Genomic DNA, 24806 nt, shown 5'->3' with positions numbered 1-24806 from the left:
GGTCGCATTAAAGGGTTTTCAAAATAGAGTAGAAAGTTTGCAGAATAAGGGAAACTCTAAATTAGGTTAGACAAATCTATACTTGATTTTGCTATAATATAAACATGACTAGATATATGGCAACGATTGCTTATGATGGCACAAATTTTGCAGGTTTTCAAACCCAAAATAATCAACGGACTGTACAAGAAGAGATTGAAAAAGTTTTGACAAAATTAAATTCTCACCAGACTGTGATATTGCATGGCTCAGGACGTACAGATTCGGGAGTGCATGCGCATGCTCAACGTATTCATTTTGACTTACAAGGGCAGCGAGATGAGGAACGTTTACGTTTCGCTTTGGACACGCAAACCCCATCAGATATTGCCTTTCGTGAAGTCATACAAGTTGAAGAGGATTTTCATGTTCGCTTTAACAAGCATGAAAAGATTTATGAGTATTTTCTGGAAAACAGTAAAGTTCGGAGTCCTTTTCACCGTTTGTATCGTGCACATTTTCGCTATCAACTTGATGAAGATTTGATGCGACAAGCTCTAGCAGATTTGGTTGGTACACATGACTTTACTGGCTTTACAGCAGCTGGTGCTACAGTTGAAGATAAGATACGAACGATAACTCAAGCTGAGCTTGTAAAACTAGACGATGAAAACTATAAATTTATTTTTCGGGGCAATGGGTTTCTTTATAAACAAGTTCGTAATATGATGGGAACTGTGATTAAAATAGGAAATGGGCGGATGCCTGTCTCGCAAATTAAAAAGATTTTAGAAAGTAAAAATCGCGACCTAGCAGGTCCGACTGCTGCCCCAGAAGGGCTCTATCTCAAGGAGGTAATTTATTTTGACTAAAAATATTGTTGCTGTACATGACATTTCTTGCGTAGGTCGTTGTTCCTCAACAGTGGCGCTTCCGATTATTAGTGCTTATGGCATAGAGTGTCGACTATTGCCCACAGCGCTTTTATCAACACATACAGGTGGTTTTACCAACTTTACTTATCTTGACCTTACAGATGAAATGCGCAACATTATTCAAGCCTGGCAAGAATTAAATCTCCATATGGATGGAATTTATAGTGGCTTTATGGCTTCTGCGGAACAAATTGACGTGCTCAAAGACTTGATTGACATATATAAAGATGCGGACAATCTGGCTATCATTGATCCAGTCATGGCTGATCATGGGGAACTTTATAGTGTTTTCGATATGCACTTTGTAGAAAAAATGGGTGAACTTTTGCCTTATGCAGATGTTCTTTTGCCTAATATCACAGAAGCGTGCCTTTTAACAGGAACACCTTACCAAGAAGGTGTGCAGTCAGAAGCATTTATTGAAATGCTCATTGAAAAATTACAAGCACGTGGGGCAAAAAATGTTGTTTTGACGGGTGTTATGCTTGATGAAAAATATATTGGAGCCGCGGCTGCAAGAAGTACCGGACAGATTGACTATGTTTTGGCAGAAAAATTGCCAGGTGCATATCATGGCACTGGAGATATCTTCGGTTCTGTTTTATCTGCAGAGTTAACTAATGGTAAAACTTTAGCCGCAGCAACACGAGAAGCTGTTGACTTTGTAGTTAAATCAATAAAAAATACACCAAAGTCTGCTGACAAACGTTATGGAGTAGAATTCGAGCAAACTTTGAAAAGTAAAAGAAAGCAGGAGCAATGAAGTACTCAACTAAAAAATTAACCCTGTTGGCTTTGTTAGCTGCCTTGACATTTGTCTTAGGCTATTTCACCAAAATACCTATTCCTGGTGGTTATTTTACCTTGCTTGATGCGGGTATTTTCACGACAGCAATGCTTCTTGGAAAACGTGAAGGTCTAATTGTTGGTGCACTAGCAGGATTTCTCAATGATTTTATTGCAGGATATGCGGCATACGTGTTCTTTACCTTAGTCATTCATGGACTCCAAGGTTATTTAGGTGTTATAACAAAAAATAAAGCACTTAATTACGTGTTGGCTACTGTGGTTATGGTCGGCGGTTATTTTATAGCAGATATGTTTATTGTTGGAAGTTTAGCCGTGGCATTACCAGACATGGCAATCAATGCCGTGCAAACCAGTGTCGGTTTTGTCGTTGCTTTGCTTCTTACAGAAATTCTTAAGAAATCAGGTGCTCTTCATGGACTTAAAACAAATTAAAGAAGAAACAAAAACAATTATTGAAGATGTTATTGCAAAAACAGAGATAAAAGCTGGACAGATTTTTGTCTTGGGCCTATCTAGTTCCGAAGTCAATGGCGGTACAATTGGTAAGAACTCCTCAGCTGAGATCGGCGAAGTGATTGTCGGAACGATTTACGAAGCACTCAAGGCGCGGGATATTTATTTAGCTGTCCAGGCTTGTGAACACCTTAACCGTGCTTTACTTATAGAGCAAGAATTGGCGGACAAAAAAGATTTGGAAATCGTTTCTGTTGTTCCACAGCTTCATGCAGGAGGGAGTGGACAAGTCGCAGCTTATAAGCTGTTTAAGGCACCAGTAGAAGTTGAGCATATCACGGCATATGCTGGACTCGATATTGGCGATACAGCTATTGGAATGCACGTAAAGCATGTCCAAATCCCTGTGCGACCTCTCTTGAAAGAACTTGGCGGAGCGCATGTCACAGCTCTCAAATCACGTCCTAAGCTTATTGGTGGGGAACGTGCAAGTTATGAGTAAGTAAAAGTCTGGATAAGTGCCTCACTGGAAATTTTGCATATGAGTTGGTAATGAAGGCAAAGTGTGAGAAAATGTATTTAACAATAAAGAGGGAGGTGCAGATGACATTTAAAGTCGAAGTAGATGACCTCAGAGGGAAACCAGTTGCTCGCGAGTTCTACTGATATTCACTAATTTCTAAAAGGAGGATAGATGTTCTTATCCTCTTTTTTACTCCAGATAAAATCTAGGACCTTGACAAAAAAATCAAAATCATATAGAATAATATTCGGGCACCGCTTTTTGCGGTAAAGTCAGAAGCTCCCTTACAAGAGGGAGCTTATTTTTTTGTTTCGCTACCATCATTTGTGGCTAAAGCCACTAAATGCTGGATGGCAAGCTCTACGGAGCTTTGCCTAAGCGCCTCATTAGGAAAAATAAAAACAACTATTTTTCCATTATATTTTCCCAGGCTTAATATAGAAAACAGAGGAGATTTCGCATTGGCAACTAAGTATATTTTCGTCACAGGTGGTGGTACATCATCAATGGGTAAGGGTATTGTTGCAGCGTCTTTGGGACGTTTGCTCAAAAACCGTGGCCTTAAAGTAACTGTACAAAAATTTGATCCGTATCTTAATATTGACCCAGGGACAATGAGTCCTTATCAACACGGTGAGGTTTTTGTTACAGACGATGGTGCTGAAACAGACCTTGACCTTGGACACTACGAGCGTTTTATTGATATCAATCTAAATAAATACTCAAATGTAACTTCAGGTAAAGTTTACTCTGAAATTTTACGCAAAGAGCGTAAAGGGGAGTACCTTGGAGCCACAGTTCAAATGGTACCTCACGTTACGGATACGTTAAAAGAAAAAATTAAGCGTGCAGCAACTATGACTGATGCGGATGTTATCATCACTGAGGTGGGTGGTACAGTAGGTGATATGGAATCCCTTCCGTTTATTGAGGCTCTACGTCAAATGAAAGCCGAAGTTGGTTCAGATAATGTGATGTACATTCACACTGTGCCAATCCTCCACTTGCGTGCAGCTGGGGAGTTGAAGACAAAAATTGCACAAAATGCAACAAAAACATTACGTGAGTATGGTATCCAAGCGAATATGTTGGTGCTTCGTACAGAAGTTCCAATCACACGTGAAATGCGTGATAAAGTAGCTATGTACTGTGACGTTGATCCTGAAGCAGTTATCCAGTCTCTAGATGTGGAACATCTTTACCAAATTCCGTTAAACTTGCAAGAGCAAAACATGGATCAAATCGTTTGTGATCACTTGAAACTTGATGCACCTGCAGCTGATATGACAGAGTGGGCAGCAATGGTTGACCATGTGATGAACCTCAAGAAAAAAGTCAAGATTGCCTTGGTTGGGAAATACGTAGAATTACCAGATGCATATATCTCAGTGACAGAAGCATTGAAACATGCCGGATACCCAGCAGACAGCGATATCGAATTGGACTGGGTAAATGCCAATGACTTGGACGATAGCAATGCTGCTGCACGTTTGAAAGATGCACATGGTATTATCGTTCCTGGCGGGTTTGGTGAACGTGGATCAGAAGGTAAAATTTCGGCTATACGTTATGCACGTGAAAACGACGTTCCAATGTTGGGGATCTGTCTGGGTATGCAAATGACATGCGTGGAGTTTGCGCGCAATGTTCTCGGCATGGAAGGGGCACATTCTTACGAATTAAACCCAGAAACACCATATCCAATTATCGATATCATGCGTGACCAAGTTGATGTTGAAGACATGGGAGGAACCTTGCGCTTAGGACTCTACCCATCAAAACTAAAAGCAAACACTAAAGCACGTGCGGCATATAACGATGCGGATGTCGTTCAACGTCGTCACCGTCACCGCTATGAATTTAACAATAAATATCGTGAACAATTTGAAGCGGCAGGCTTTACATTCTCTGGTGTTTCCCCAGACAACCGTTTGGTCGAAATCGTTGAGTTAACCGATAAAAAATTCTTCGTTGCTTGTCAATATCACCCAGAATTACAATCACGTCCAAACCGTCCAGAAGAGCTTTATCAAGCCTTTGTTAAAGCTGCAGTGGAAAACATGTAAAATAAAAATCCCTACTTAAGTTGGGGATTTTTTTAGTGCTTACTTTTTAATATTTTTTCCTATCATAATTTGATATACTGGATGCAATATTGAGAGGAGAAGCCATGTCAGAGTATCAACGTATGATTTCAGGACAACTTTATAGAGCATCTAAGATTGAAAAAGAGTATGATCCACAACCAGGAAGAGTACTTGTCCAAAAGATAAATCAAACCAACCTAATGGATCAAAAAGAAATTATTGCTTTAGAGAAACAATTGTTTGGGAGTACAGGAAAATCTATTTATGTGAATCCGCCACTTCAAGTCGATTATGGTTTTAACACACACATTGGTGAAAATTTTTATGCCAATGTGGATTGTATTTTTTTGGATGTTGCACCAATCACTATTGGAGACGATGTGATGTTTGGACCTCGCGTAAGCCTGATTACACCATTGCATCCTATCGATGCAGCTGTTCGGGTTCGAGGGCTTGAATATGCAAAACCAATCACTATTGGTGATCGTGTATGGCTCGGTGCAGGTGTGATTGTGAATCCAGGTGTTAGTATTGGCGAAGGAACGATTGTAGGGTCAGGAGCAGTAGTTACTAAAGATCTGCCCGCACATGTCATCGCTGTGGGAAATCCGGCACGTATTTTAAGAGAAATTAGTGAGACAGATCAAGAGTATTGGGAGCTACAAGAAAAGGATTATTATGACACAAAAAAAGCAGATTAAAAACCTGCTTTTTTTGATCGGTCTTTGAAAGAGAGATTAATGCTTTGGTTCCACAACTCCGACTTTACTAATGAGTAAAACAAAAAGTCCGAATACCAGTGAGACAACCAAAGTGCTAAACGGCTTGTCAGCTACCCCAGCGAGTGCGGTCATGATGTAACCTACAACTTCGCCGATAACGGCTGACCAGAAAAGAGTTACAAGTACTTTCATAATAATTCTTCTTTCGATTTTTCTTCAAAATAAAGTATAATACTATTAGAGCTAAAATTCAAGAATTATGCGAAAAAAGTATAAAAACAAAGGAGAAAGGGGCCAAATGTTTGCACAACTCAACACCAAAACAGAGTACAGTTTTTTAGATAGTGTTGTCCGAGTAGATGATTATCTGAATGTGGCAGAAAAAATGGGCTATAAACAGCTCGGCATTTGTGATGTCGGAAATTTACATGGTGCTTATCACTTTGCGATTGAAGCACAAAAGAGAAACATACAGCCCATTATTGGGGTTGAGCTTGTTTTTGAGCTGGACAGTTTACCTGTATCCTTTAGTTTTATTGCTAAAAATACTGAGGGGTATAAAAATCTTTTAAAAATCTCTTCCAGTCATAATTACGGTCGTCACCGTTTTTCTGATATTGAGAGTTTTTTAAATGATGTCGTTTTAGTGGTACCAGAGTCTTATGCGAATCTCTCAGCCCTTTCACAGATTCAAGCAGAAGTATATATTGGCATCTTGCCTACAGGTGCTGGAGGAACTTCGCTTCAGTTTCCGTACCTTCCTTTTCAGCCTGTGCGCTACTTGTCACAGGTCGATAATGAAAGCCTTGAAGTTCTACATGCGATTCGTGATTTAATACCTTACAATCAAGAGTTGACTTTGTCAAATGACCAACTTTTGCAGAGACCAGAAATTTACGAAAAATTATATGCTAAGAATTATCCTCAAGCCTTAGATAATCTTGAAAACTTAGTTGCAAATATTGCGTATGACTTTAGTGAGAAGTTAGGCTTGCCTCAGTTTGATAAACAAAGAAATGCAGCAGAGCTTCTTCGTGAAAGAGCAGAAGTCAATCTGCCTGCAGGAGAAGACTATCGTGCACGTCTCAATCATGAACTATCGGTCATCCATCAAATGGGCTTCGATGACTATTTCCTTATCGTTGCCGACTTATTACGCTATGCAAGTGAAAACGACATCTATTGCGGCATGGGGCGTGGCTCTGCTGCTGGGTCATTGGTGGCTTATACCTTAGGTATCACTCATGTTGATCCGGTGGCAAATAATCTCTTCTTTGAACGTTTCCTTAATCCTGAACGTGTAGCAATGCCCGATATCGATATTGATATGCCTGATACCAAACGGTCCGAGTTGCTTGCTTATATGAAGCGGCGTTATGGTAGCGACCATGTGGCGCAGATCGTGACTTTCTCGACCTTAGGTAAACGACAAGCTTTACGTGATGTCGGAAAGGCTTTTGGGATGAACGAAGCTGAGCTTTCTTCTCTCACACGCATGTTGAGACAACGGTTTGGTTCGCTTCGTGATGAGTACGAGGAAAATCCTAAACTTAAGGCTGAAATTTTACGCGACAGTCGATTGCAGAAGGTGTATGAGATAGCTACTCGTATTGAAGGCTTACCGCGTCAAACATCGACACACGCTTCAGGCGTGGTGTTAAGCCAAGAATCCTTGGTCAATTACGTGCCTCTAAAACCATCCGATGATTTGGCCTTGACACAATATGAGGCACCGGATGTTGAAGCAATTGGTCTGTTGAAAATCGACTTTTTGGGTTTACGAAATTTAACGATAATTGAGCGATTATGTGAATTAGTACAAAAACGAAAAAATGTTCACATCGATCCTTTGCACATAGATTTAGAAGATGACAAAACGTTAGCACTTTTCCGGGCTGGAAATACTCTAGGTATTTTTCAATTTGAGAATCCACAGATGAGACGCTTTTTGCGTAATTTAGCTCCAACAAAGTTTGAGGATATTGTTGATGCGACATCTATTTTCCGTCCAGGCCCTTCACAGTTTATTCCCCAATTCGTTGCCCGCCGACATGGACAGGAAAAAGTAGAAGTCATTGACGAGACACTGACAGAAATATTAGCGCCAACCTATGGCATTATGATTTATCAGGAACAGATCATGCAAGTTGCACAACGCTTTGCCGGCTTCTCTTTGGGTAAGGCTGACTTGCTCCGCCGTGCAATCTCAAAGAAAAAAGGAAAAGAATTTGAAGAACTCCAAGCCGAATTTTTAGCAGGAAGCTTAAAGTTGGGGCACACTGAAGCACAAGCGATGGAGATATATCGTCTGATTGAACGTTTTGCTAATTATGGTTTTAATCGTTCTCATGCCTATGCTTATGCTGCTCTAGCTTTTCAAATCGCTTATTTCAAGGCGAATTATCCCGATGAATTTTATGAGGTTCAGCTTCGAGACCGTAAAAGAGAGAGCATGATTCAAGATGCTTTGGATAATGATTTTCAAATGGAGCAACCTTCCATCAATCGGATGCCTTATCATGATAGAGTAGAAAATGGTAAAATCGCCTTGGGCTTAGCAAATGTACGGAGCATTCCACGAGATATGGCATTTTGGATTGTTGAACATAGGCCCTTTAGTGATTTAGCAGATTTGGTGAAAAGTTTACCTCAAAATTTCCAGAAAGAAGATTATTTGCTACCACTTGTACAGATTGGAGCTTTTGATGACCAAGACATGAACAGAGGGAAGCTGGCTCAAAACTTATCAACTCTCATTGATTATAGTCAAAATATTCAACTGGATCTCTTCGGTGCATCTGCCTTAAAATTCTCTTTTCAAGATGCAGAAGATTATCTGCAATCCGAGAAATACGAGTATGAAAAGCAGTTTTTAGGTGTAGGGATTACGCGACACCCCTTGCAAACTTTAGCACTTAAACTGAAAACAAATTTTACAGCACTGACTGATTTGCAAAAAAATAAGCGAGCGACTGTTTTAGTCGAGCTACTTACTGTGCGTACCCATCGTACAAAGACAGGAGAGACAATGGCTTTCCTATCCACAACTGACAGTAAAGAAAATTTTGATATTACACTTTTCCCAGAAAATTATCGGCGGTTTATGGCAAATCTCGAAAAAGGAAAATTTTATTTAATTTCTGGCAAAGTTTCTGAAAGAAATGATGCTTTACAGATGCTAGCTGATCGTGTCATCGAAGTAGAAGAGACAGACCGTAAACTTTGGTTGAATCTTGAAGATGCAAGTCATAATACGCATATTTCTCGAATTTTACGGGAGTTTCCTGGAGGAATACAAGTCATTTTGCATTTTGCTGACACAAAAAAAACCACACAGACTCAAGTCTATGTGGAAGAAAATGATTTACTTTTGAACAAGTTGAAAACCTATGTCTTAAACGCTGTTTATAAATAGCGTTTTTTCTCATGATCCCACATAACCATAGATGGAGAACCACATCAGCATTGCAGCACCAAGAACAAAAAGATGCCAGACCACGTGAGCGAAAGGGAATTTATAACGGTATATAATTGCACCGACAGAGTAAATTACGCCTCCTCCAACGAGAAACCAGAAGCCATAGGCAGGCAGAAGCTGCCAGAGAGGGTAAATGGCAAAGAGGATGACCCATCCCATAACAATATAAAGGACAGTTGAACCTCTAGGCACGGTATTCCATCGTGGAAGGTAGATAGCTGTAACGACTATTCCCAAGATCGCACAAAGCCAAACAAGTGCTAACATTCCCCAGCCTAGCCAATTTCCTAATGTAACGAGGCAATAAGGGGTATAAGTTCCTGCGATGAGTAAAAAGATACCGCTATGATCAAAAACTTGAAAAACTTTTTGAGCGCGTGTAAAGTGTAGGCTGTGTGCCAAAGTTGAAAAGAGAAAAAGTAGTACAAGAGAGGCTCCATAAATTGAGAAAGCAACAATCTGTATCGGTGAATGATTGGCTACTCCTTTAAGTATGAGTAAAACAAGTCCTGTAATAGCAAGACCAGTGCCGACTCCGTGTGTGATGGCATTAAAGACCTGGTCAACAATTTGATAAGCGCGAGAAGCTGGCTTTTCCATTGATCTCCTTCTTTCCATAATAATTTCGCTTTCTAAAATCAAAATATTTATAAATTTGAAAAAGAGGATTAGCGAAATTGCAGTTCATTTGGTATAATATTAATATATATTAACATAGATTGTTTAGAAAAGAAATCGAAGTCTTTTTATTTTGATTTGGAGAAAATATGACAATTAAAATTGTGACAGATTCATCAATAACTATTGAACCAGAATTAGTAGAAGAACTTGATATTACTGTAGTTCCATTGTCGGTAACTATTGACGGGACAACTTACCTTGATTCAGACTTACCCTTGGACTCATTTATGGAAAAAATGAAGGCTTCTAAGGCATTGCCTAAAACAAGCCAACCTCCTGTAGGGGTCTTTGCAGAAAAATATGAAGAAATTGCCAGTGAAGAAGATGCGATTATTTCCATTCACATCACTGAAAGTTTAAGCGGTACAGTACAAGCAGCGCGTCAAGGGGCAATGCTATCTGGCCGTGATGTAACAGTTCTTGATAGTGATTTTACGGACCAAGGTTTGAAATTCCAAGTAGTGGAAGCCGCACGATTGGCTAAAGAAGGTCTTGGAAAAGAAGAAATCTTGAAGAGAATTAATCATGTACGTGAAAATACAGAACTGTTTATTGGGATTTCGACGCTCGAAAACCTGGTTAAAGGCGGACGTATCAGTCGTACAACCGGAATCGTGGGAAGTCTCTTGCATGTACGTATCGTGATGGAACTAAAAAACCGTGAGCTAGGTGTAATGACACGAGGACGTGGGAATAAGACATTTACCAAATGGTTAGATGAAACGGTAGAACACATCGCAAACTCTGGACGTAAAATTCGTGAGATTGGCATTTCACATGTAGAAGGACTTGATTTTTCTAATAAAGCGAAGGAAGCTTTGCAAAAATTTGTTGAAAAACCAATTTCTATCCTCGATACTAACTCTACTATTGCTACTCATACAGGACCGGGTGCTTGGGCTGTAATGATTGATTATGAATAAAAAACTGAAAATTATTCTTGAACTTGCTGGCTTTTTGCTAGCAAGTTTACTTGTATTCTGTTTGCTTTCTTTGATGAGTACTCCAGCTGGCAACCGTTTAAAAGAAGAAGTACAGGATCAAGATAAAATCGTGAATTACGTGGCATTGGGAGACTCATTAACAGAAGGGGTTGGTGATGCAACAGGCCAAGGTGGTTTCGTCCCTCTTTTAGCAAAAGAGGTAGAAAACCAAACCACAGGAAAAGTAGAGTCACAAAACTTTGGTCATGCAGGTGATACAAGTACCCAAATCTATGAAAAAATGCAGGATAGAGAAATCCAAACTGCTATAAAAAATGCAGATTTTATCACTTTGACTGTTGGTGGGAATGATGTTATGAAAGTTATCCGGGATAATGCTGCTCATCTTTCAAAACTTAAAGAAAAAGACTTTGAACAACCTGCGCGTAATTATCAAAATGAGCTGAAAAAAATCTTTGAGACTATTCGGCTAAATAATCCTAAGGCTCATGTCTATGTTTTAGGGATTTATAATCCTTTCTATATGAATTTTCCTAATATAACAGCCTTACAAACAATCATTAATAATTGGAATATCGCAACAGAGGAAACGGTAAAAGAAGAAAAAAATACGAGTTTTATTGCCATTAACGATTTGCTTTACAAAGGAATCGGAGGGGAGAAAGGGATTTCTGAAAGCCAGTCTCAAATCAATGATCTCCTTTATACAGCAGATAGTTTCCACCCCAACAATATTGGCTATCAAATCATGGCTGATGCAGTATTTAAAGAATATCAGGTGATCAATGAAAAATAAAAAAACAATCTGGAAATGGCTCTTCCTTGCTCTATTAGCAATTAATATTGGAACTTTTGCTTTTATTTCGAGCCGTGTATTTAATGTGCGGGACCAACAATCTTTGGGGCAAGTAAGTAAGCCTAAAGAGACGACAGAAGTCGCTAAAATAACGACTAATCGGGACCAGTTAAACCAGCTTATCAATACTTATCTGCAAGATTTTCAGACTTCAGACATGAGTTATAAATTCTATCTATCAAATAGTCAAGCTGTTTTAGAAGCTTCTTACCAACTTTTTGGCCAAAAAATTCCACTCTATATTTACTTTGAGCCTTTGGCTTTAAATGATGGTTCTGTTGCACTTCAGGTGAAGAATGTTTCGGCAGGGTCATTGAACTTACCAACAAGTGCTGTTCTCGCTTATGTGAAGTCAAGCATTAAGCTACCAGGCTTTGTGGAAGTCTTACCGACGAAGGATCAAGTCATATTACATCTGCCACAACTTACTTTAGCAGATAATTTATATTTAAAAGCAAATCAGTTAGATTTAGTCAGTGGAAACTTTACTTTTAATTTGATGATTCAACCTTAAAATCAGCTAAAAACCGCAGAAAAACGCTGTTTAGGCTTGCAAAGGTTCACAACATTTGATAAAATGAAAAGTGCCTAATAAGAACAGGTAAAACAAAATATGGAGGACATTTTTAAAATGGCTAACAAACAAGATCTTATTGCTGAAGTTGCAGCAAAAGCTGGATTGACAAAAAAAGATGCTGAAAAAGCAGTTAACGCTTTCGGTGAATCAGTAACTGAATTCCTCGCAAAAGGAGAAAAAGTTCAACTTATCGGTTTCGGTACTTTCGAAACTCGTGAACGTGCAGCTCGCGAAGGACGCAACCCACAAACTGGTGCAGCTATCCAAATCGCAGCAACTACAGTTCCTGCATTTAAAGCTGGTAAAGCTTTGAAAGACGCTGTTAAATAATCTAGCGTAGAAATACTGATACCGTGGTTAACCATGGTATTTTTTATTGTCTTTGAGTACAAAAATTTGTAGCTCTTGCATGTTTACTTACAGTAAAACAGAATGAAGATAACAGTTGAGTACATAATGATTTTCAAGCTGTAAAAAGCGAGAAAAAAGTGATAGAATGTAAGGATGAAAAAATGCTTCCGCTGCTTAAGCTAAGGAAGTTGCTAAATGTTATTCAGAAATGGGGAAACTAAAATCATTTACTTTGATAATTCAGCCACTACCGCTATAAATCCAGAAGTTTTACGCACATATACAGATGTAGCCACTAAAATCATGGGAAATCCCTCGAGCTTGCACAGTTTAGGAATAACTGCAACACGTCTTTTGGAGGCTTCACGCCGTCAAATCGCGGATCTACTTCATGTTAATGCAGAGGAAATTTTCTTCACGAGTGGTGGAACAGAAGGCGATAACTGGGTCTTAAAAGGTGTGGCATATGAAAAAGAAAGATTTGGGAAGCACATCATTATCTCAGCCATAGAACATCCTGCAGTTAAAAATACTGCAGCATGGTTAGCTACGCAAGGATTTGAAATTGATGAAGCACCTGTTGATGAACGGGGATTTGTTAAAGTTTCAGAGCTTGAGGGATTAATCCGCGAAGATACAATTTTGGTATCTGTCATGGCCGTAAATAACGAGATAGGCTCTATTCAACCAATCAAAGAAATCGCTAAACTCTTGGAAAATCGTCCTACCATTTCTTTCCACATCGATGCTGTCCAAGCCATTGGTAAAATAGCTGTTGAGGACTTTATGTTGGAACGTGTGGACTTTGCAACATTTTCAGCGCACAAATTCCACGGGCCACGTGGTGTCGGTTTTCTTTATATTAAATCAGGGAAACGCTTAGCCCCTCTTTTACATGGCGGTGGTCAGGAAAATAACAGGCGTTCGACGACTGAAAATGTTGCTGGTATCGCTGCTACAGCTAAGGCTCTTCGTCTTGCACTATCTGATTTTGATCATAAAGTTGAGAAAATTCGTCAAATGAAAGCAATCATCTTTGAGGAACTCTCTAAGCAAGAAAAAATTATCCTTTTTTCAGAAATGGATGACTTTGCTCCCAATATATTGACCTTTGGAATTCGTGGAGTTAGAGGAGAAGTTGTTGTTCATGCTTTTGAAAAACATGAGATTTTCATCTCAACAACATCTGCATGTTCTTCGAAGAAAAATGCTGCTGCCGGCACACTTATGGCTATGCATGTCAAACCTGATCTTGCAACCAGCGCTGTACGTGTTAGTCTGGACCATACAAATAATATGTTAGAGATTGAAGCCTTTCTTACAATCTTCCGCAATATTTATCAAGAAATGCTTAAAGTAGCGAATTGATAAAAGAATAAAAGCCCCGATTAAGTGTCGGAGCTTTTTTATCTGTTGTTTAAGTAAAGACGTGGCTAAATTACAACTATTGATGTTTCTCTTAAGTTAAGAGTTTAAGAATTAAAAATCATAGAGTTCTGTAGAGAGGTAGCGCTCGCCATTGTCGGCAGACAAGGTCAATACTTTCTTTCCTTTGCCTAATTTTTTCGCAACTTCAAGAGCAGCCCAAATTGCTGCACCACTTGAAATCCCTACAAGGAAGCCCTGGCTAAAACCAATTTCGCGAGCAGTAGTAAAAGCTTCTTCCACAGGGACATCAATTACTTCATCATAAGAAGAAGTGTCCAAAGCTTTAGGGATAAAAGGAACACCAATCCCTTGAAGTTTATGGGGCTGTGGTTGCCCGCCTGTTAAGACAGGAGAACTTGCAGGTTCTACCGCATAACTTTTGAGCTTAGGATTCGCTTTTTTCAGTACATGAGAAACCCCAGAAATAGTTCCACCGGTTCCCGCACCAGCCACAAAAGCATCCAAACCTGTTTCACCAAAAACGTCCAGTATTTCTACAGCTGTTGTGGCTTCGTGAGCAGCTGGGTTAGCCGGGTTGTCAAATTGAAGTGGAAGGAACCATCCTTTTTCTTCTGCAAGACGTTCTGCTGTAGCAATAGCTTCATTCATTCATTCCTCCAGCAGCTGGAGTTAAAATAAGTTCAGCACCGTAAGCTTGAATTAATTTACGGCGTTCAAGTGAGAAGGTTTCAGGCATGACAATCACAACTTTGTAGCCTAAAGCAGCTCCGACAAAAGCAAGTCCGATTCCAGTATTTCCAGAAGTTGGTTCAATAATAGTCCCACCTTCTTTTAGTAGTCCATCCCGCTCTGCTTGCCGAATCATATTGAGGGCAATACGGTCTTTTACTGATCCTCCAGGATTAAATGCCTCAAGTTTAACGTAAACCTCAGCACTGTCTTCAGGAAGATTGCGAAGCTTGATAACGGGTGTTTGCCCAATGAGTTCAGTAATATTTTCATAAATTTTAGACATAGAGTTCTCCTTTTATCTTTGATGATCCTGCTTCTTATTATAAAACCTACTTTATCAGTTTTACATAAAAAAAGCGAATAAGCGCTATAAAAATATAATATCAAGGATTATATAGTTTTACATTAGATAATAAATAGTATATACTTAGAAATAATGAATATTTTATTTATGGAGTTTTTATAAGATGAATACAAAACACAAATTTTTATTTGGCGCAGCTGCTGTAGCCCTTACAAGTCTTGGGGCTGTGAAAGCACAAGCAATGTCAGTACAAGAGTTGGCTGAAGCAGCAATTCCAGTCGCAAACGAATATGGTCTTTACCCCTCTGTTATGATTGCCCAAGGTATTTTGGAAAGCAGTGCTGGACAAAGTGCACTAGCTGTAAATTATAATAATATTTTCGGTGTGAAATACACTTCAGGAAATCCAGTTTATTTGCCTACACAAGAATTTCTTGACGGACAAATGCATAATGTCGTGGAACCTTTCCAAGCTTATGCTTCAGTTGCAGAGGCTTGTGCTGCACAAGCACGTTTATTACGTGGCTCTTTCTTGTATTCAGGTGTTTGGCGTGAAAATACAAGCTCTTATCAAGATGCAACCGCTTGGTTGCAAGGACGCTATGCTACAGATCCAAATTATGCCTCAAAATTAAATGCTGTTATCGCGCAATATGGTTTAACAGCTTATGATGGCGGAGAAGTCGCTACAACTTCAACAACAAGCTATGTGACAACTACAACTTCTACAGATACAAGTTCATACGGTACACAAACTTATACTGTTCAAGAAGGTGATACAGTCTATGATATTGCAGCACACTATGGTGTATCAATGGATGCAATTCTTTCCCAAAATGGTCTCTCAGCTACAGATCACATCATGCAAGGTCAAGTTCTCCAGATACCAACAGCTGGGACTAGTGCAACGACGACAACTTCAACTACAAGTGCTTCAACGATGGCAACAAGCACCGTTTCTAGTTCTTATACTGTTCAATCAGGTGATACTTTAACATCAATTGCCTCTGTTTATGGAAGAACAGCAGATGAACTTGCCGCAATGAACGGTATTACAGGAAATATCTATCCTGGCCAAACATTATCTGTATAATAAAAACATCTCTATATTAATATAGAGATGTTTTTTTGAGGGAAATTCTGAAAGCTTACTAAGCTTAATATAAAAAAGCCCAATGGGGCTTTTTTATATTAGAAAAATGGATTATAAAGTTTTTCTTTTCCAATCGTTGTGCTTGGACCGTGCCCTGGATAAACCGTATAGTCGTCGGGAAGGCTAAAAAGTTCTGCCTCAATGGACTGTAGTAATTGTGTGTGATTCCCACTTGGAAGATCTGTTCTTCCAATCGCACCAGCAAAAAGTGCATCACCGGAAAAAATAAGCTCCTCTTCTTCGAAAACAAGACTAATCCCCCCAATAGAATGCCCGGGTGTGTAGCGCACGTGGAATTTTAGCCCAGAGAGATTATAAGGTGTATCACAGACATAATATTCATCTATATTAGTCTTACAAGTGACAGGAAAGGGGAGCATTAAAGCTGAAGCATTAAGCTCGGGGTTTTTGAGCCACTCTTTTTCATTTTCATGTAGATAAACTTGAGCATTAGGATAGGCTTGCTTGAGGGTATCAAGCCCCATGATATGGTCAAAATGTGCATGAGTCAAGAGAATAGCAGTTAAAGGCTTGTCAATCTCTTGGAGTTTTGCAATAATTTTTTCTGGTTGACTGCCAGGATCAATAAGTATACTAAAAGCAGAATTGCTCAGGATATAAGCATTTTCCTGAGCAATTTCACTAACGATTTTCTCGATTATCATAAATTAATTTCCTGTTACACTAAGGTCAGAACCTTGTTTTACGACATCGCTTGGCATTTGCCAGTCTGCAACAGATGTTGGATCAGGATATAAATCTGTCATCATTGCTTTGAAAACTTTAGCAGCGATATACATATTTTCGCCATAGACAGGTTGTAGTCTATTTTTATAACCGGTCCATACAGCCATAGAATATTGTGGTGTGTAACCAACAAAGTTTTCGTCTGGTGCCATTGAACCACCTTGGAGCTGAGCTTGCGTGATTCCAGCTGTTTCAAGAGCTTTAGGATATTCAGCATCATCGTAGTTGGAAGTTCCTGTTTTCCCTGCTTCAGGAAGTCCAGGAGTTTGTGCATAAAGACCTGTAGAAAGAGCAGGTATTGTGCCGTCATTTCCTTTGATAACATCTTTGAGGATATCAGTAATAAGATAAGCAGTTGAAGACTTCATCGCACGCGTACGCTCTGGCTCATAAGTTTTTGTCGAGCCATCAGGCATTACAATTTTCGAAACATAGTAAGGTTTTGTGTAGATACCACCGTTCGAAAAAGCAGCATAGGCAGCAGCCATACGTTCAGAACTTGCACCATATTGAGAATCTGTGCTGATTGAATTACTAGAAATACCATTTGAGAAGACCATATTTCCCGGCTCATAGATGGCTTTTCCTTCGCTATCGGTACCAGTTTGTACAGGATACTTAAAGCCAAGTTTATTGGCAAAGGCAGTCGCATTATCTAATCCTACAGCAGCTAAAGTTTTAATAGCCGGGATATTACGTGAAAGAGCTAAAGCTTGTCGTACGGAGATGTTTCCTAGATACTGATTGTCCCAGTTGTTCAGTTGAATATTTTGAGCATCGGGATAGAAGTAAGGACCTGAGTCGGAAATGGTTTGGGCAGTGCTTGTATAAATGCCATTTTCAAAGGCAGGTGCGTAGTCTATGAGTGGCTTCATCGTTGAGCCCCAGTCACGAGTGGGTTCTGTAGCTTGATTTGAGCCAAAAGGAACGATTTCTTGCTTACGTCCACCGATTTGGGCAGCAACGCCACCTGTCTGTGTATCAATCAAAGTTGAAGCAACTTGAAGTTCGTCATCAGTGAATGGTACAGAATCATTGGTATTGACAATGTTGAATAGATTTTCCTGCGCTTTGCTGTCAAGCGTAGTATAAATCTTTAAGCCAGCATTTGGCGCATCTGTTCCTGTTTCTCGATTGGCTTGCTTAATGGCTTCATTGATGAAGTCATTGGCATAGTCGGGGATATTTACACCGCTCTTCAAGTCTTGAAGACCGTCATCGATTGGTGTATTGATGGCTTCATCTCTTTGTTTCTCCGTGATTTTACCATTGCGGTACATCGCATTGATTACCAAATCGCGACGATATTTCGCAGCTTCTGGGTTTTTATAAGGATTATAAGTATTTGGTGCTTGTGGCATACCCGCAAGTAGGGCTAACTGTGCGATAGACAAGTCTGTTAACGGTTTATTATAGTAAGCTTGAGAAGCTGTCCCCATACCGTAATAACCATTCGCCATATTGACTTTATTGACATAAGCAGTAAAGATTTGCTCTTTTGACCATTTTTGGTCCAGCTGTAAGGCAAGCCAAGCTTCTTGAATTTTGACTTTCATGTTTTGGTCAGCTGAGTCAGTAGAGAAGAAAGACAGTTTAATCAACTGCATATCTAAGGTAGAACCACCTTGCATATGTCCACCACGTAAGTTATTGACTAAAGAACCAGCAATACGTATTGGGTCAACACCACGTGTATTGAAAAAGCGACGGTCCTCAATTGAGGTTACAGCATTAACAAGCATGACAGGTATATTATCAGTCTGTACTAAATCACGTTGTTCCGCACCAAGAGTAGCAATTACTTTCTCATCCTTGTCATAAACGACCGTTGATGGGGGTGACTCTAATTTGCTCATATCTAATTTCGGCGCATCTTTTGCGTAATAAATAAAGAGCGCACCAGCAGCAACAAAAGTCAGAATAATTGTTGAAAAAATCAGAATTAAAGCCCATTTCAATGTTGAAATGAGAGATCTTTTAACTGCAGTGTTTTTATTTCGATTCATTTTTGATTTTTTTCGTTTGTTAGTAGGAATTTTAATTCACCTCGCAAAGTTGATTAACGATATCCAAGTAAGGGATTCTAGGAATCTGATTTGATGGGATTTGATAAGCGTGTTGCTTAATATAATCAAGAGGAATAGACTTTAAGCCTTTTTTTTCTTGATAAAAACGAATCAAATTCTCAGATGGCAAGTAGTAAGTTTCGTCCAAAGAGGCAAAGTGTAAGAGCACAAAGGCAATGCCTTTTTGTTCAAGAACTTTGGACATATGGACGATTTGATGCTCATGAAAATTTTTCAGAGGAAAACTTGTCTTCTGATGGGTTTCCTTAGCTTCAAAATCAATATATCTTCCCTGATAGACGCCAGAATAATCTGTAGTTGAAGCCTGTCTAAAGTAGGCTTCGGTAATTTTAGCACGGCTACGTTGGGGATAGTCAACCTTTACAATTTGGATAGGAGTGGGTTTTTTATGAATCACAGCGATATCATGTGCAAGATAATAATCATTAGTCGCATTGATCTCTGCTTCAAAGTTCATACCACGTTTACCAAATTTTACTGCCGATTTAGATTTTACCATATTCGGAGTACTTTTCGCAGCGTTATGCACCACTTTTTTCTCTGTTTGTTTTCCTGAAAAATTTTTTCTTTGTTTATTTAATCCTTGAGGATATTTTAGCATGTGTGTTTTTCCATATATTAAATTGTTACTTCTATTGTATAATGTAATTATAGCAAATTATTTGTCTTTTGGATTATTACAGTTAAAATGGTATCTTATTGTAGAGTTTGCGATTAGTTTCTTTACTTTCAAATTTTAATAATAGCAATAAAAATAGCTCTTTATTTTTGCTTAAGTCGTATAAAAAGTATAAACGAGGAGAAAAGATGTTTTTGGATAATCAAGAAAAGAAAAAATATGATGCCTTATATTGTGCAAGGAAGGACCCGTTATGAAAACATTGCTTATTACAGGTTACACAGCTTTTGATTTAGGGATTTTTGATGAGAAGGATATCAAAATCAAAATTATCAAAAAAGCCTTTAAAAGAAGATTGGAAGCGTATCTGGACAAAGGATTGAAATGGGTTATTTTCACGGGAAATTTAGGCTTTGAATATTGGGCATTACAAGTTTCTAAAGAATTACAAACAGAATACGAGTTCCATATTGCAAGTATTTTTCCCTTTGAAACGCAGGGAAAAAACTGGAACGAGGCGAATCAAGCAAAATTGCGTGAATTTAAAGATGTAGATTATGTTAAATATGCTTACGAAGATTACGAAAATCCAAGTCAATTTCGTCAGTATAACGATTTTTTGCTCGAAAATTCAGATGGTTCTTTAGTTTTATATGACGAAGAAAACGAAACTAGGCTCCATTTTATTACGGATAGGATGCAAAAGACATCAAATTATAATATGGAATTGATTAGATTTGAAGATTTACAAGAAATTTGTGACGATATGAACAATATGTAACATAGACACAAATTCTTACACAATAGTAAAAAAACGCACTTTTTTTAATCTATAATTTTTGGTATAATAAGTAACAAATAATAGCGCTGCTCAAGTTTAATAATTGGTTACAGCCTAGATAGAATGGGGAAAGAAAGTGGTTGATTTATACTTATCGCCTTCATGTACTAGTTGCCGTAAGGCACGTGCATGGTTGGACAAACACAGTGTCCCTTATACGGAGCACAACATTTTGACACAGCCGATGACAAATGATGACTTACGTAAAATTTTGTCAAAAACAGAAAACGGAACGGAAGATATTATTTCAATTCGGTCAAAAATATTTCAAAAGCTTGCTTTGGATCTTGATGAGTTGACCATTAACGAGTTGATTAATCTTGTAACAGAGTATCCAAACCTTTTACGTCGTCCGATTATCACAGATGATCGTTTGTTACAAATTGGTTTTAATGAAGACGAGATTCGTGCTTTCTTACCTCGTCATTATCGTCGTGCGGAAATGAAACGTGCCGTAAACGACTTCTAAATGAATAAGGGAGAGTGGAAATAATGAAAGCTAATTATCAATATCCACTTGATTTAAGTTGGAGTACTGCTGAAATGACTGCAGTGCTCTCTTTTTTCAATCAAGTGGAAAATTTTTATGAGAGTAAAGTGGACAAAGAAGAATTCTTGGAGGCTTATAAAACATTCAAGAAAATTGTACCTTCCAAGATGCAAGAAAAACAGCTGGGGCGAGAATTCGAAGAAAGCAGTGGTTATTCGCTTTATCGTGCCGTCAAGGAGGTACAAGCGAGTGAAAGACAATTTGTTCGCTTTGAAAAAGCTTAAACAAGCAAAAACTTGGGTGAGAGAAGCCGGTGCTTTTCTTCGTGATAATATTCATCAAACTTTGGAAGTTTCGCAAAAAAGTAATTTTAGTGATTTGGTGACAAATTTTGATCAGCAGGTTCAAGAAATCATCATTGAAGAAATTAGAAAGAATTATCCTGAGGATAAAATTTTAGCCGAAGAAGCCGGACGAAATACAGCAGCTTTTGACCGTAGTCAAGACAATTTTTGGGTTTTGGATCCTATTGATGGTACGATAAATTTCGTGGTGCAGCAGGATAACTTTGCTGTGATGCTGGCTTATTATGAAAAAGGGCAGCCCCAATTTGGATTAATTCTTGATGTAATGGCCGACAAACTTTATTGGAATAACGCGCAAGAAGTATATTGCAATGATAGAAGGCTTTTATATAAACCGCAAGCATTTGAAAAAAGTCTACTTTCAATCAATTCAATGATTTATCGTAAAAACTTATATAAACTAACGGACTTTAGTTTAACTACTTTAGGAGTAAGGATGTTAGGCAGCGCAGGAATGGCCTATGCGGACCTTCTTGAAGGAAAAACTGTCGCTTATTTTAGCCTTTTACAACCTTGGGATTATGCCGCAGGAGGTATTTTGACCGAAAAGCTCGGTTTTGTGACCAAAACCTTTGAGGGAGCAAAACCCAATCTTATAGACCGTCAGTACGTTTATAGCTTGCCTGCACATTTAGTTGAACAACTAATACAAAGGACAGACATAATCCTGTAAAGTTGACGAAAAGATTCATTGTGCTATAATTTAGGGTGTCTTTCAGAATAAAGAAATTATAGGAATGTATAAATGGATAAAATAATTGTCAAGGGTGGAAATACCCGCCTTAAAGGAACTGTAGAAATTGAAGGAGCAAAAAATGCTGTTTTGCCTTTGCTTGCAGCGACACTTTTGCCAAGCGAGGGAGAAATTATTCTTCGTAATGTTCCTATCTTGAGCGATGTTTACATGATGAACAATTTAGTGGATCATCTTGGAGTTGACTTAGAGTTTTCAGAAGAAAGCAAGACGGTTCACGCACAAGCAGCTACTAAAGTAAAAACAAAAGCACCCTACGAATTTGTAAGTAAAATGCGTGCCTCTATCGTTGTAATGGGTCCAATTTTAGCTCGAAACGGGCATGCTCGTGTCTCAATGCCCGGCGGTTGCTCAATTGGTTCACGTCCTATCGATCTCCACTTGCGTGGCTTTGAATTGATGGGGGCGGAAATTACTCAAGAAGCGGGTTACATTGAAGCTAAGGCTGAAACACTACGTGGTGCACATATCTATTTGGACTTCCCATCAGTAGGTGCCACACAAAACTTGATGATGGCTGCAACTCTTGCAGAAGGAACAACAATTTTAGAAAATGCAGCACGCGAGCCTGAAATTGTTGACCTTGCAAATTGGCTCAATAAGATGGGTGCAAATGTCAAAGGTGCTGGTACAGATACAATTATTATCAAAGGTGTTGAAAAAATGCATGGTGCTAACCACGCAGTCGTACAAGACCGTATCGAAGCTGGAACCTTCGTGGTAGCAGCGGCAATGACACAAGGCGATGTGTTAATCAAAGATGCGGTTCGTGAGCACAACCGTCCCTTAATTTCTAAATTGATTGAGATGGGTGTGGAGTTTGTCCAAGAAGATGAAGGACTTCGTGTTCTTGGTCCTGAAATCTTAAAAGCAACAAATGTAAAAACTTTACCACATCCTGGTTTCCCAACAGACATGCAATCGCAAATGACTGCGGCTCAAGCTATCGCTAAGGGTGAATCAACAATGATTGAAACGGTTTTTGAAAATCGTTTCCAACATTTAGAAGAAATGCGTCGTATGGGCTTAACGGTCGATATTACACGTAACACAGCCATCATCCAAGGCACACGAAAATTACAAGGTGCACAAGTTAAATCAACAGATTTACGTGCAAGTGCAGCATTAATTTTGCTTGGTATGGTTGCGCAAGGTCAAACTACAGTACGTAAATTAAGTCACCTTGATCGTGGTTATTACCGCTTCCATGAAAAATTAAAATCACTTGGAGCAGATATTGAACGTGTTCCAGAACTTGAGGAAATTGATGATTAAAAAAACGATTAAAGTATTAGGCGTTCGCCTTTCATTAGTCTTTTTAGTTCTTGTACTTGTCCTTATAGCAGGTGCAGCGGGCTTGATGTTAGGCTATGGTGTACTAGGCGGCGGACAAGCGTCCCGTGTTTTTAGTGGCGACCTATGGCAAGAAGTCATGCAACGTTTAAATCCATAAAAGTTTGCTTTTGCAAGCTTTTTTTTTGACTTAAACTCAAAGAAAAGCGCGAAAAATAATTGTTCAAAAAGTTGAATTCACTCAGTTTTTATGCTATTCTAGAAAGGTATGAAATTTCTGAGCTCAAGGCTCATAAATAAGGAGAAATAATTAATGACTGCAAGTTTTGAAAAAACTGGTGTTAACACTGGTACACTCTCATTTTCAATCGACCAAGAAACAATCAAAAACGGTCTTGACAAAGCTTTCAATAAAGTAAAAGGTAATATCTCAGTGCCTGGTTTCCGTAAAGGTAAAATCAGCCGTCAAATGTTTAACCGCATGTATGGTGAAGAAGCTCTTTTCGAAGAAGCTTTGAATGCCGTATTGCCAACTGCTTATGATGCAGCTGTAAAAGAAGCAGGTATTGAACCTGTTGCTCAACCAAAAATTGATGTCACTAAAATGGAAAAAGGTTCTGACTGGGAATTGACAGCTGAAGTAACTGTTAAGCCTGAAGTAGAACTTGGTGACTACAAAAACTTGGAAGTTTCAGTAGAAGCAACTAAAGATGTTGCTGATGAAGAAGTTGAAGCACGTTTGACACAAGAACAAAACAACCTTGCTGAATTGACTGTTAAAGAAGGTAAAGCTGAAAACGGAGATACAGTAGTTATCGATTTTGTTGGTTCTATCGATGGTGTTGAATTTGAAGGCGGAAAAGGTGCGAACCACAGTTTAGAACTTGGTTCAGGTCAATTTATCCCTGGCTTTGAAGAACAACTTGTTGGCACTTCAGCTGGCGAAGAAATCGACGTGAAAGTGACTTTCCCAGAAGACTACCAAGCTACAGATCTTGCAGGTAAAGAAGCAGTATTCGCAACTAAAGTTAACGAAGTTAAAGCAAAAGAAGTTCCAGAACTTGATGATGAATTAGCAAAAGATATTGACGAAGAAGTTGAAACTTTGGATGAGCTCAAAGCTAAATTCCGTAAAGAACTTGAAGATGCTAAAGCTGAAGCTTATAACGATGCTGTTGAAACTGCAGCTATCGAAACAGCTGTAGCAAATGCTGAAATCAAAGAAATTCCTGAAGAAATGATTCACGAAGAAGTTCACCGCGCAATGAACGAATTCCTTGGTGGAATGCAACAACAAGGTATCTCTCCAGAAATGTACTTCCAAATCACAGGTACTACTGAAGAGCAATTGCACGAACAATACCAAGAAGATGCTGGTAAACGTGTGCGTACAAACCTTGTTATTGAAGCAATTGCTAAAGCAGAAAACTTCGAAACTACAGATGAAGAAGTTAAAGCTGAGATTGCTGACTTGGCTGCACAATATAACATGCCTGTTGAACAAGTGGAAAAACTTCTTCCAGTTGACATGCTCCAACACGATATCGCAATGAAGAAAGCTGTTGAAGCAATCACAGATTCAGTTAAAGTTAAATAATTGTTTTATATAAAAATAAAAACTCATAGCCTTTGGTGG

The 24806-nt window shown here is 38.8% G+C and carries 25 protein-coding genes and 1 pseudogene; 20 read left to right on the top strand and 6 right to left on the bottom strand.

Features of this window, described 5'->3' with window-relative positions:
• Positions 1–104: 104 nt before the first annotated feature.
• From truA to LACDD01_RS05840, 6 genes are all read left to right on the top strand, one after another.
• Positions 105–851, top strand: a complete 747-nt coding sequence (truA, locus tag LACDD01_RS05865; RefSeq protein WP_061413699.1) for a tRNA pseudouridine(38-40) synthase TruA — start codon at positions 105–107, stop codon at positions 849–851.
• Positions 844–1677 (top strand): pyridoxamine kinase, encoded by an 834-nt coding sequence (locus LACDD01_RS05860; RefSeq protein ID WP_061413697.1) that lies wholly within the window; start codon positions 844–846, stop codon positions 1675–1677. Before truA ends, LACDD01_RS05860 begins: the two co-directional genes overlap by 8 nt.
• Positions 1674–2156 carry an ECF transporter S component gene (locus LACDD01_RS05855; RefSeq protein WP_061413695.1) on the top strand — a complete coding sequence of 161 codons (483 nt, stop codon included), beginning with the start codon at positions 1674–1676 and terminating at the stop codon, positions 2154–2156. Before LACDD01_RS05860 ends, LACDD01_RS05855 begins: the two co-directional genes overlap by 4 nt.
• Positions 2137–2679, top strand: coding sequence for a TIGR01440 family protein (locus tag LACDD01_RS05850; RefSeq protein ID WP_061413693.1), 543 nt, complete (start codon positions 2137–2139; stop codon positions 2677–2679). Before LACDD01_RS05855 ends, LACDD01_RS05850 begins: the two co-directional genes overlap by 20 nt.
• Before the next feature lie 482 nt (positions 2680–3161).
• Positions 3162–4766 carry a CTP synthase gene (locus tag LACDD01_RS05845; RefSeq protein ID WP_061413691.1) on the top strand — a complete coding sequence of 535 codons (1605 nt, stop codon included), beginning with the start codon at positions 3162–3164 and terminating at the stop codon, positions 4764–4766.
• 104 nt (positions 4767–4870) lie between these two features.
• The gene (locus tag LACDD01_RS05840; RefSeq protein WP_061413689.1) at positions 4871–5488 is read left to right on the top strand and encodes a sugar O-acetyltransferase; all 618 of its coding nucleotides are present in this window, start codon (positions 4871–4873) and stop codon (positions 5486–5488) included.
• A 36-nt stretch (positions 5489–5524) separates the two neighbouring features.
• Here LACDD01_RS05840 and LACDD01_RS11540 read toward each other — a convergent pair whose 3' ends face one another.
• Entirely contained in the window at positions 5525–5701 is a 177-nt protein-coding gene (locus LACDD01_RS11540) for a DUF2929 family protein (protein ID WP_017369403.1), read from the bottom strand.
• 106 nt (positions 5702–5807) lie between these two features.
• Here LACDD01_RS11540 and LACDD01_RS05835 point away from each other — a divergent pair, with 106 nt between their 5' ends.
• Positions 5808–8924: a DNA polymerase III subunit alpha gene (locus LACDD01_RS05835; protein ID WP_061413687.1), complete on the top strand. Its 3117-nt coding sequence runs from the start codon at positions 5808–5810 to the stop codon at positions 8922–8924.
• A 9-nt stretch (positions 8925–8933) separates the two neighbouring features.
• Here the strand turns inward: LACDD01_RS05835 and LACDD01_RS05830 are convergent, their stop codons facing one another.
• Entirely contained in the window at positions 8934–9587 is a 654-nt protein-coding gene (locus tag LACDD01_RS05830; RefSeq protein WP_019292642.1) for a PAQR family membrane homeostasis protein TrhA, read from the bottom strand.
• Between the two features lie 167 nt (positions 9588–9754).
• Here LACDD01_RS05830 and LACDD01_RS05825 point away from each other — a divergent pair, with 167 nt between their 5' ends.
• From LACDD01_RS05825 to LACDD01_RS05805, 5 genes are all read left to right on the top strand, one after another.
• Entirely contained in the window at positions 9755–10591 is an 837-nt protein-coding gene (locus tag LACDD01_RS05825; RefSeq protein ID WP_019292641.1) for a DegV family protein, read from the top strand.
• Positions 10584–11408 carry an SGNH/GDSL hydrolase family protein gene (locus LACDD01_RS05820; protein WP_061413685.1) on the top strand — a complete coding sequence of 275 codons (825 nt, stop codon included), beginning with the start codon at positions 10584–10586 and terminating at the stop codon, positions 11406–11408. The genes LACDD01_RS05825 and LACDD01_RS05820 overlap by 8 nt, the downstream gene beginning before the upstream one ends.
• Entirely contained in the window at positions 11398–11982 is a 585-nt protein-coding gene (locus tag LACDD01_RS05815) for a YpmS family protein (protein ID WP_061413683.1), read from the top strand. The genes LACDD01_RS05820 and LACDD01_RS05815 overlap by 11 nt, the downstream gene beginning before the upstream one ends.
• Before the next feature lie 117 nt (positions 11983–12099).
• On the top strand, positions 12100–12375 hold the full coding sequence (locus LACDD01_RS05810) for an HU family DNA-binding protein (protein ID WP_003133973.1): 276 nt from the start codon (positions 12100–12102) through the stop codon (positions 12373–12375).
• 243 nt (positions 12376–12618) lie between these two features.
• The gene (locus LACDD01_RS05805; RefSeq protein WP_304438504.1) at positions 12619–13764 is read left to right on the top strand and encodes a cysteine desulfurase family protein; all 1146 of its coding nucleotides are present in this window, start codon (positions 12619–12621) and stop codon (positions 13762–13764) included.
• A 111-nt stretch (positions 13765–13875) separates the two neighbouring features.
• On the opposite strand, the pseudogene cysK reads toward LACDD01_RS05805, so the two are convergent.
• Positions 13876–14800: pseudogene (gene cysK / locus LACDD01_RS05800) on the bottom strand (cysteine synthase A).
• Positions 14801–14984: 184 nt separating this feature from the next.
• Here cysK and LACDD01_RS05795 point away from each other — a divergent pair.
• Positions 14985–15914 (top strand): glucosaminidase domain-containing protein, encoded by a 930-nt coding sequence (locus LACDD01_RS05795; RefSeq protein ID WP_061413678.1) that lies wholly within the window; start codon positions 14985–14987, stop codon positions 15912–15914.
• A gap of 98 nt (positions 15915–16012) precedes the next feature.
• Here LACDD01_RS05795 and LACDD01_RS05790 read toward each other — a convergent pair whose 3' ends face one another.
• From LACDD01_RS05790 to recU, 3 genes are read right to left on the bottom strand one after another with little or no spacing between them, the layout of a single operon-like run.
• Positions 16013–16639 carry an MBL fold metallo-hydrolase gene (locus LACDD01_RS05790; protein ID WP_061413677.1) on the bottom strand — a complete coding sequence of 209 codons (627 nt, stop codon included), beginning with the start codon at positions 16637–16639 and terminating at the stop codon, positions 16013–16015.
• Positions 16640–16642: 3 nt separating this feature from the next.
• Entirely contained in the window at positions 16643–18727 is a 2085-nt protein-coding gene (locus LACDD01_RS05785) for a transglycosylase domain-containing protein (protein ID WP_061413674.1), read from the bottom strand.
• A gap of 31 nt (positions 18728–18758) precedes the next feature.
• On the bottom strand, positions 18759–19409 hold the full coding sequence (gene recU / locus LACDD01_RS05780; protein ID WP_019294163.1) for a Holliday junction resolvase RecU: 651 nt from the start codon (positions 19407–19409) through the stop codon (positions 18759–18761).
• A gap of 271 nt (positions 19410–19680) precedes the next feature.
• On the opposite strand from recU, the gene LACDD01_RS05775 reads away from it, so the two are divergent.
• From LACDD01_RS05775 to tig, 7 genes are all read left to right on the top strand, one after another.
• On the top strand, positions 19681–20208 hold the full coding sequence (locus LACDD01_RS05775) for an SLOG family protein (protein WP_061413672.1): 528 nt from the start codon (positions 19681–19683) through the stop codon (positions 20206–20208).
• Positions 20209–20344: 136 nt separating this feature from the next.
• On the top strand, positions 20345–20737 hold the full coding sequence (spx, locus tag LACDD01_RS05770) for a transcriptional regulator Spx (RefSeq protein ID WP_003133982.1): 393 nt from the start codon (positions 20345–20347) through the stop codon (positions 20735–20737).
• A gap of 23 nt (positions 20738–20760) precedes the next feature.
• Positions 20761–21042 carry a UPF0223 family protein gene (locus LACDD01_RS05765; RefSeq protein ID WP_019292631.1) on the top strand — a complete coding sequence of 94 codons (282 nt, stop codon included), beginning with the start codon at positions 20761–20763 and terminating at the stop codon, positions 21040–21042.
• Positions 21008–21796, top strand: coding sequence for an inositol monophosphatase family protein (locus LACDD01_RS05760; RefSeq protein ID WP_061413670.1), 789 nt, complete (start codon positions 21008–21010; stop codon positions 21794–21796). The genes LACDD01_RS05765 and LACDD01_RS05760 overlap by 35 nt, the downstream gene beginning before the upstream one ends.
• A gap of 72 nt (positions 21797–21868) precedes the next feature.
• On the top strand, positions 21869–23152 hold the full coding sequence (gene murA / locus LACDD01_RS05755) for a UDP-N-acetylglucosamine 1-carboxyvinyltransferase (protein WP_061413669.1): 1284 nt from the start codon (positions 21869–21871) through the stop codon (positions 23150–23152).
• The gene (locus LACDD01_RS05750) at positions 23145–23330 is read left to right on the top strand and encodes a DNA-directed RNA polymerase subunit beta (RefSeq protein WP_017370713.1); all 186 of its coding nucleotides are present in this window, start codon (positions 23145–23147) and stop codon (positions 23328–23330) included. The genes murA and LACDD01_RS05750 overlap by 8 nt, the downstream gene beginning before the upstream one ends.
• Positions 23331–23483: 153 nt before the next feature.
• On the top strand, positions 23484–24767 hold the full coding sequence (gene tig / locus LACDD01_RS05745) for a trigger factor (protein ID WP_019292627.1): 1284 nt from the start codon (positions 23484–23486) through the stop codon (positions 24765–24767).
• Positions 24768–24806 lie beyond the last annotated feature (39 nt).

The organism is Lactococcus sp. DD01 (assembly GCF_001578715.1).
Classification (GTDB): domain Bacteria; phylum Bacillota; class Bacilli; order Lactobacillales; family Streptococcaceae; genus Lactococcus; species Lactococcus petauri.
The sequence above is the reverse complement of the archived record's forward strand: the minus strand, read 5'-3'. Positions and strand labels throughout refer to the sequence as shown.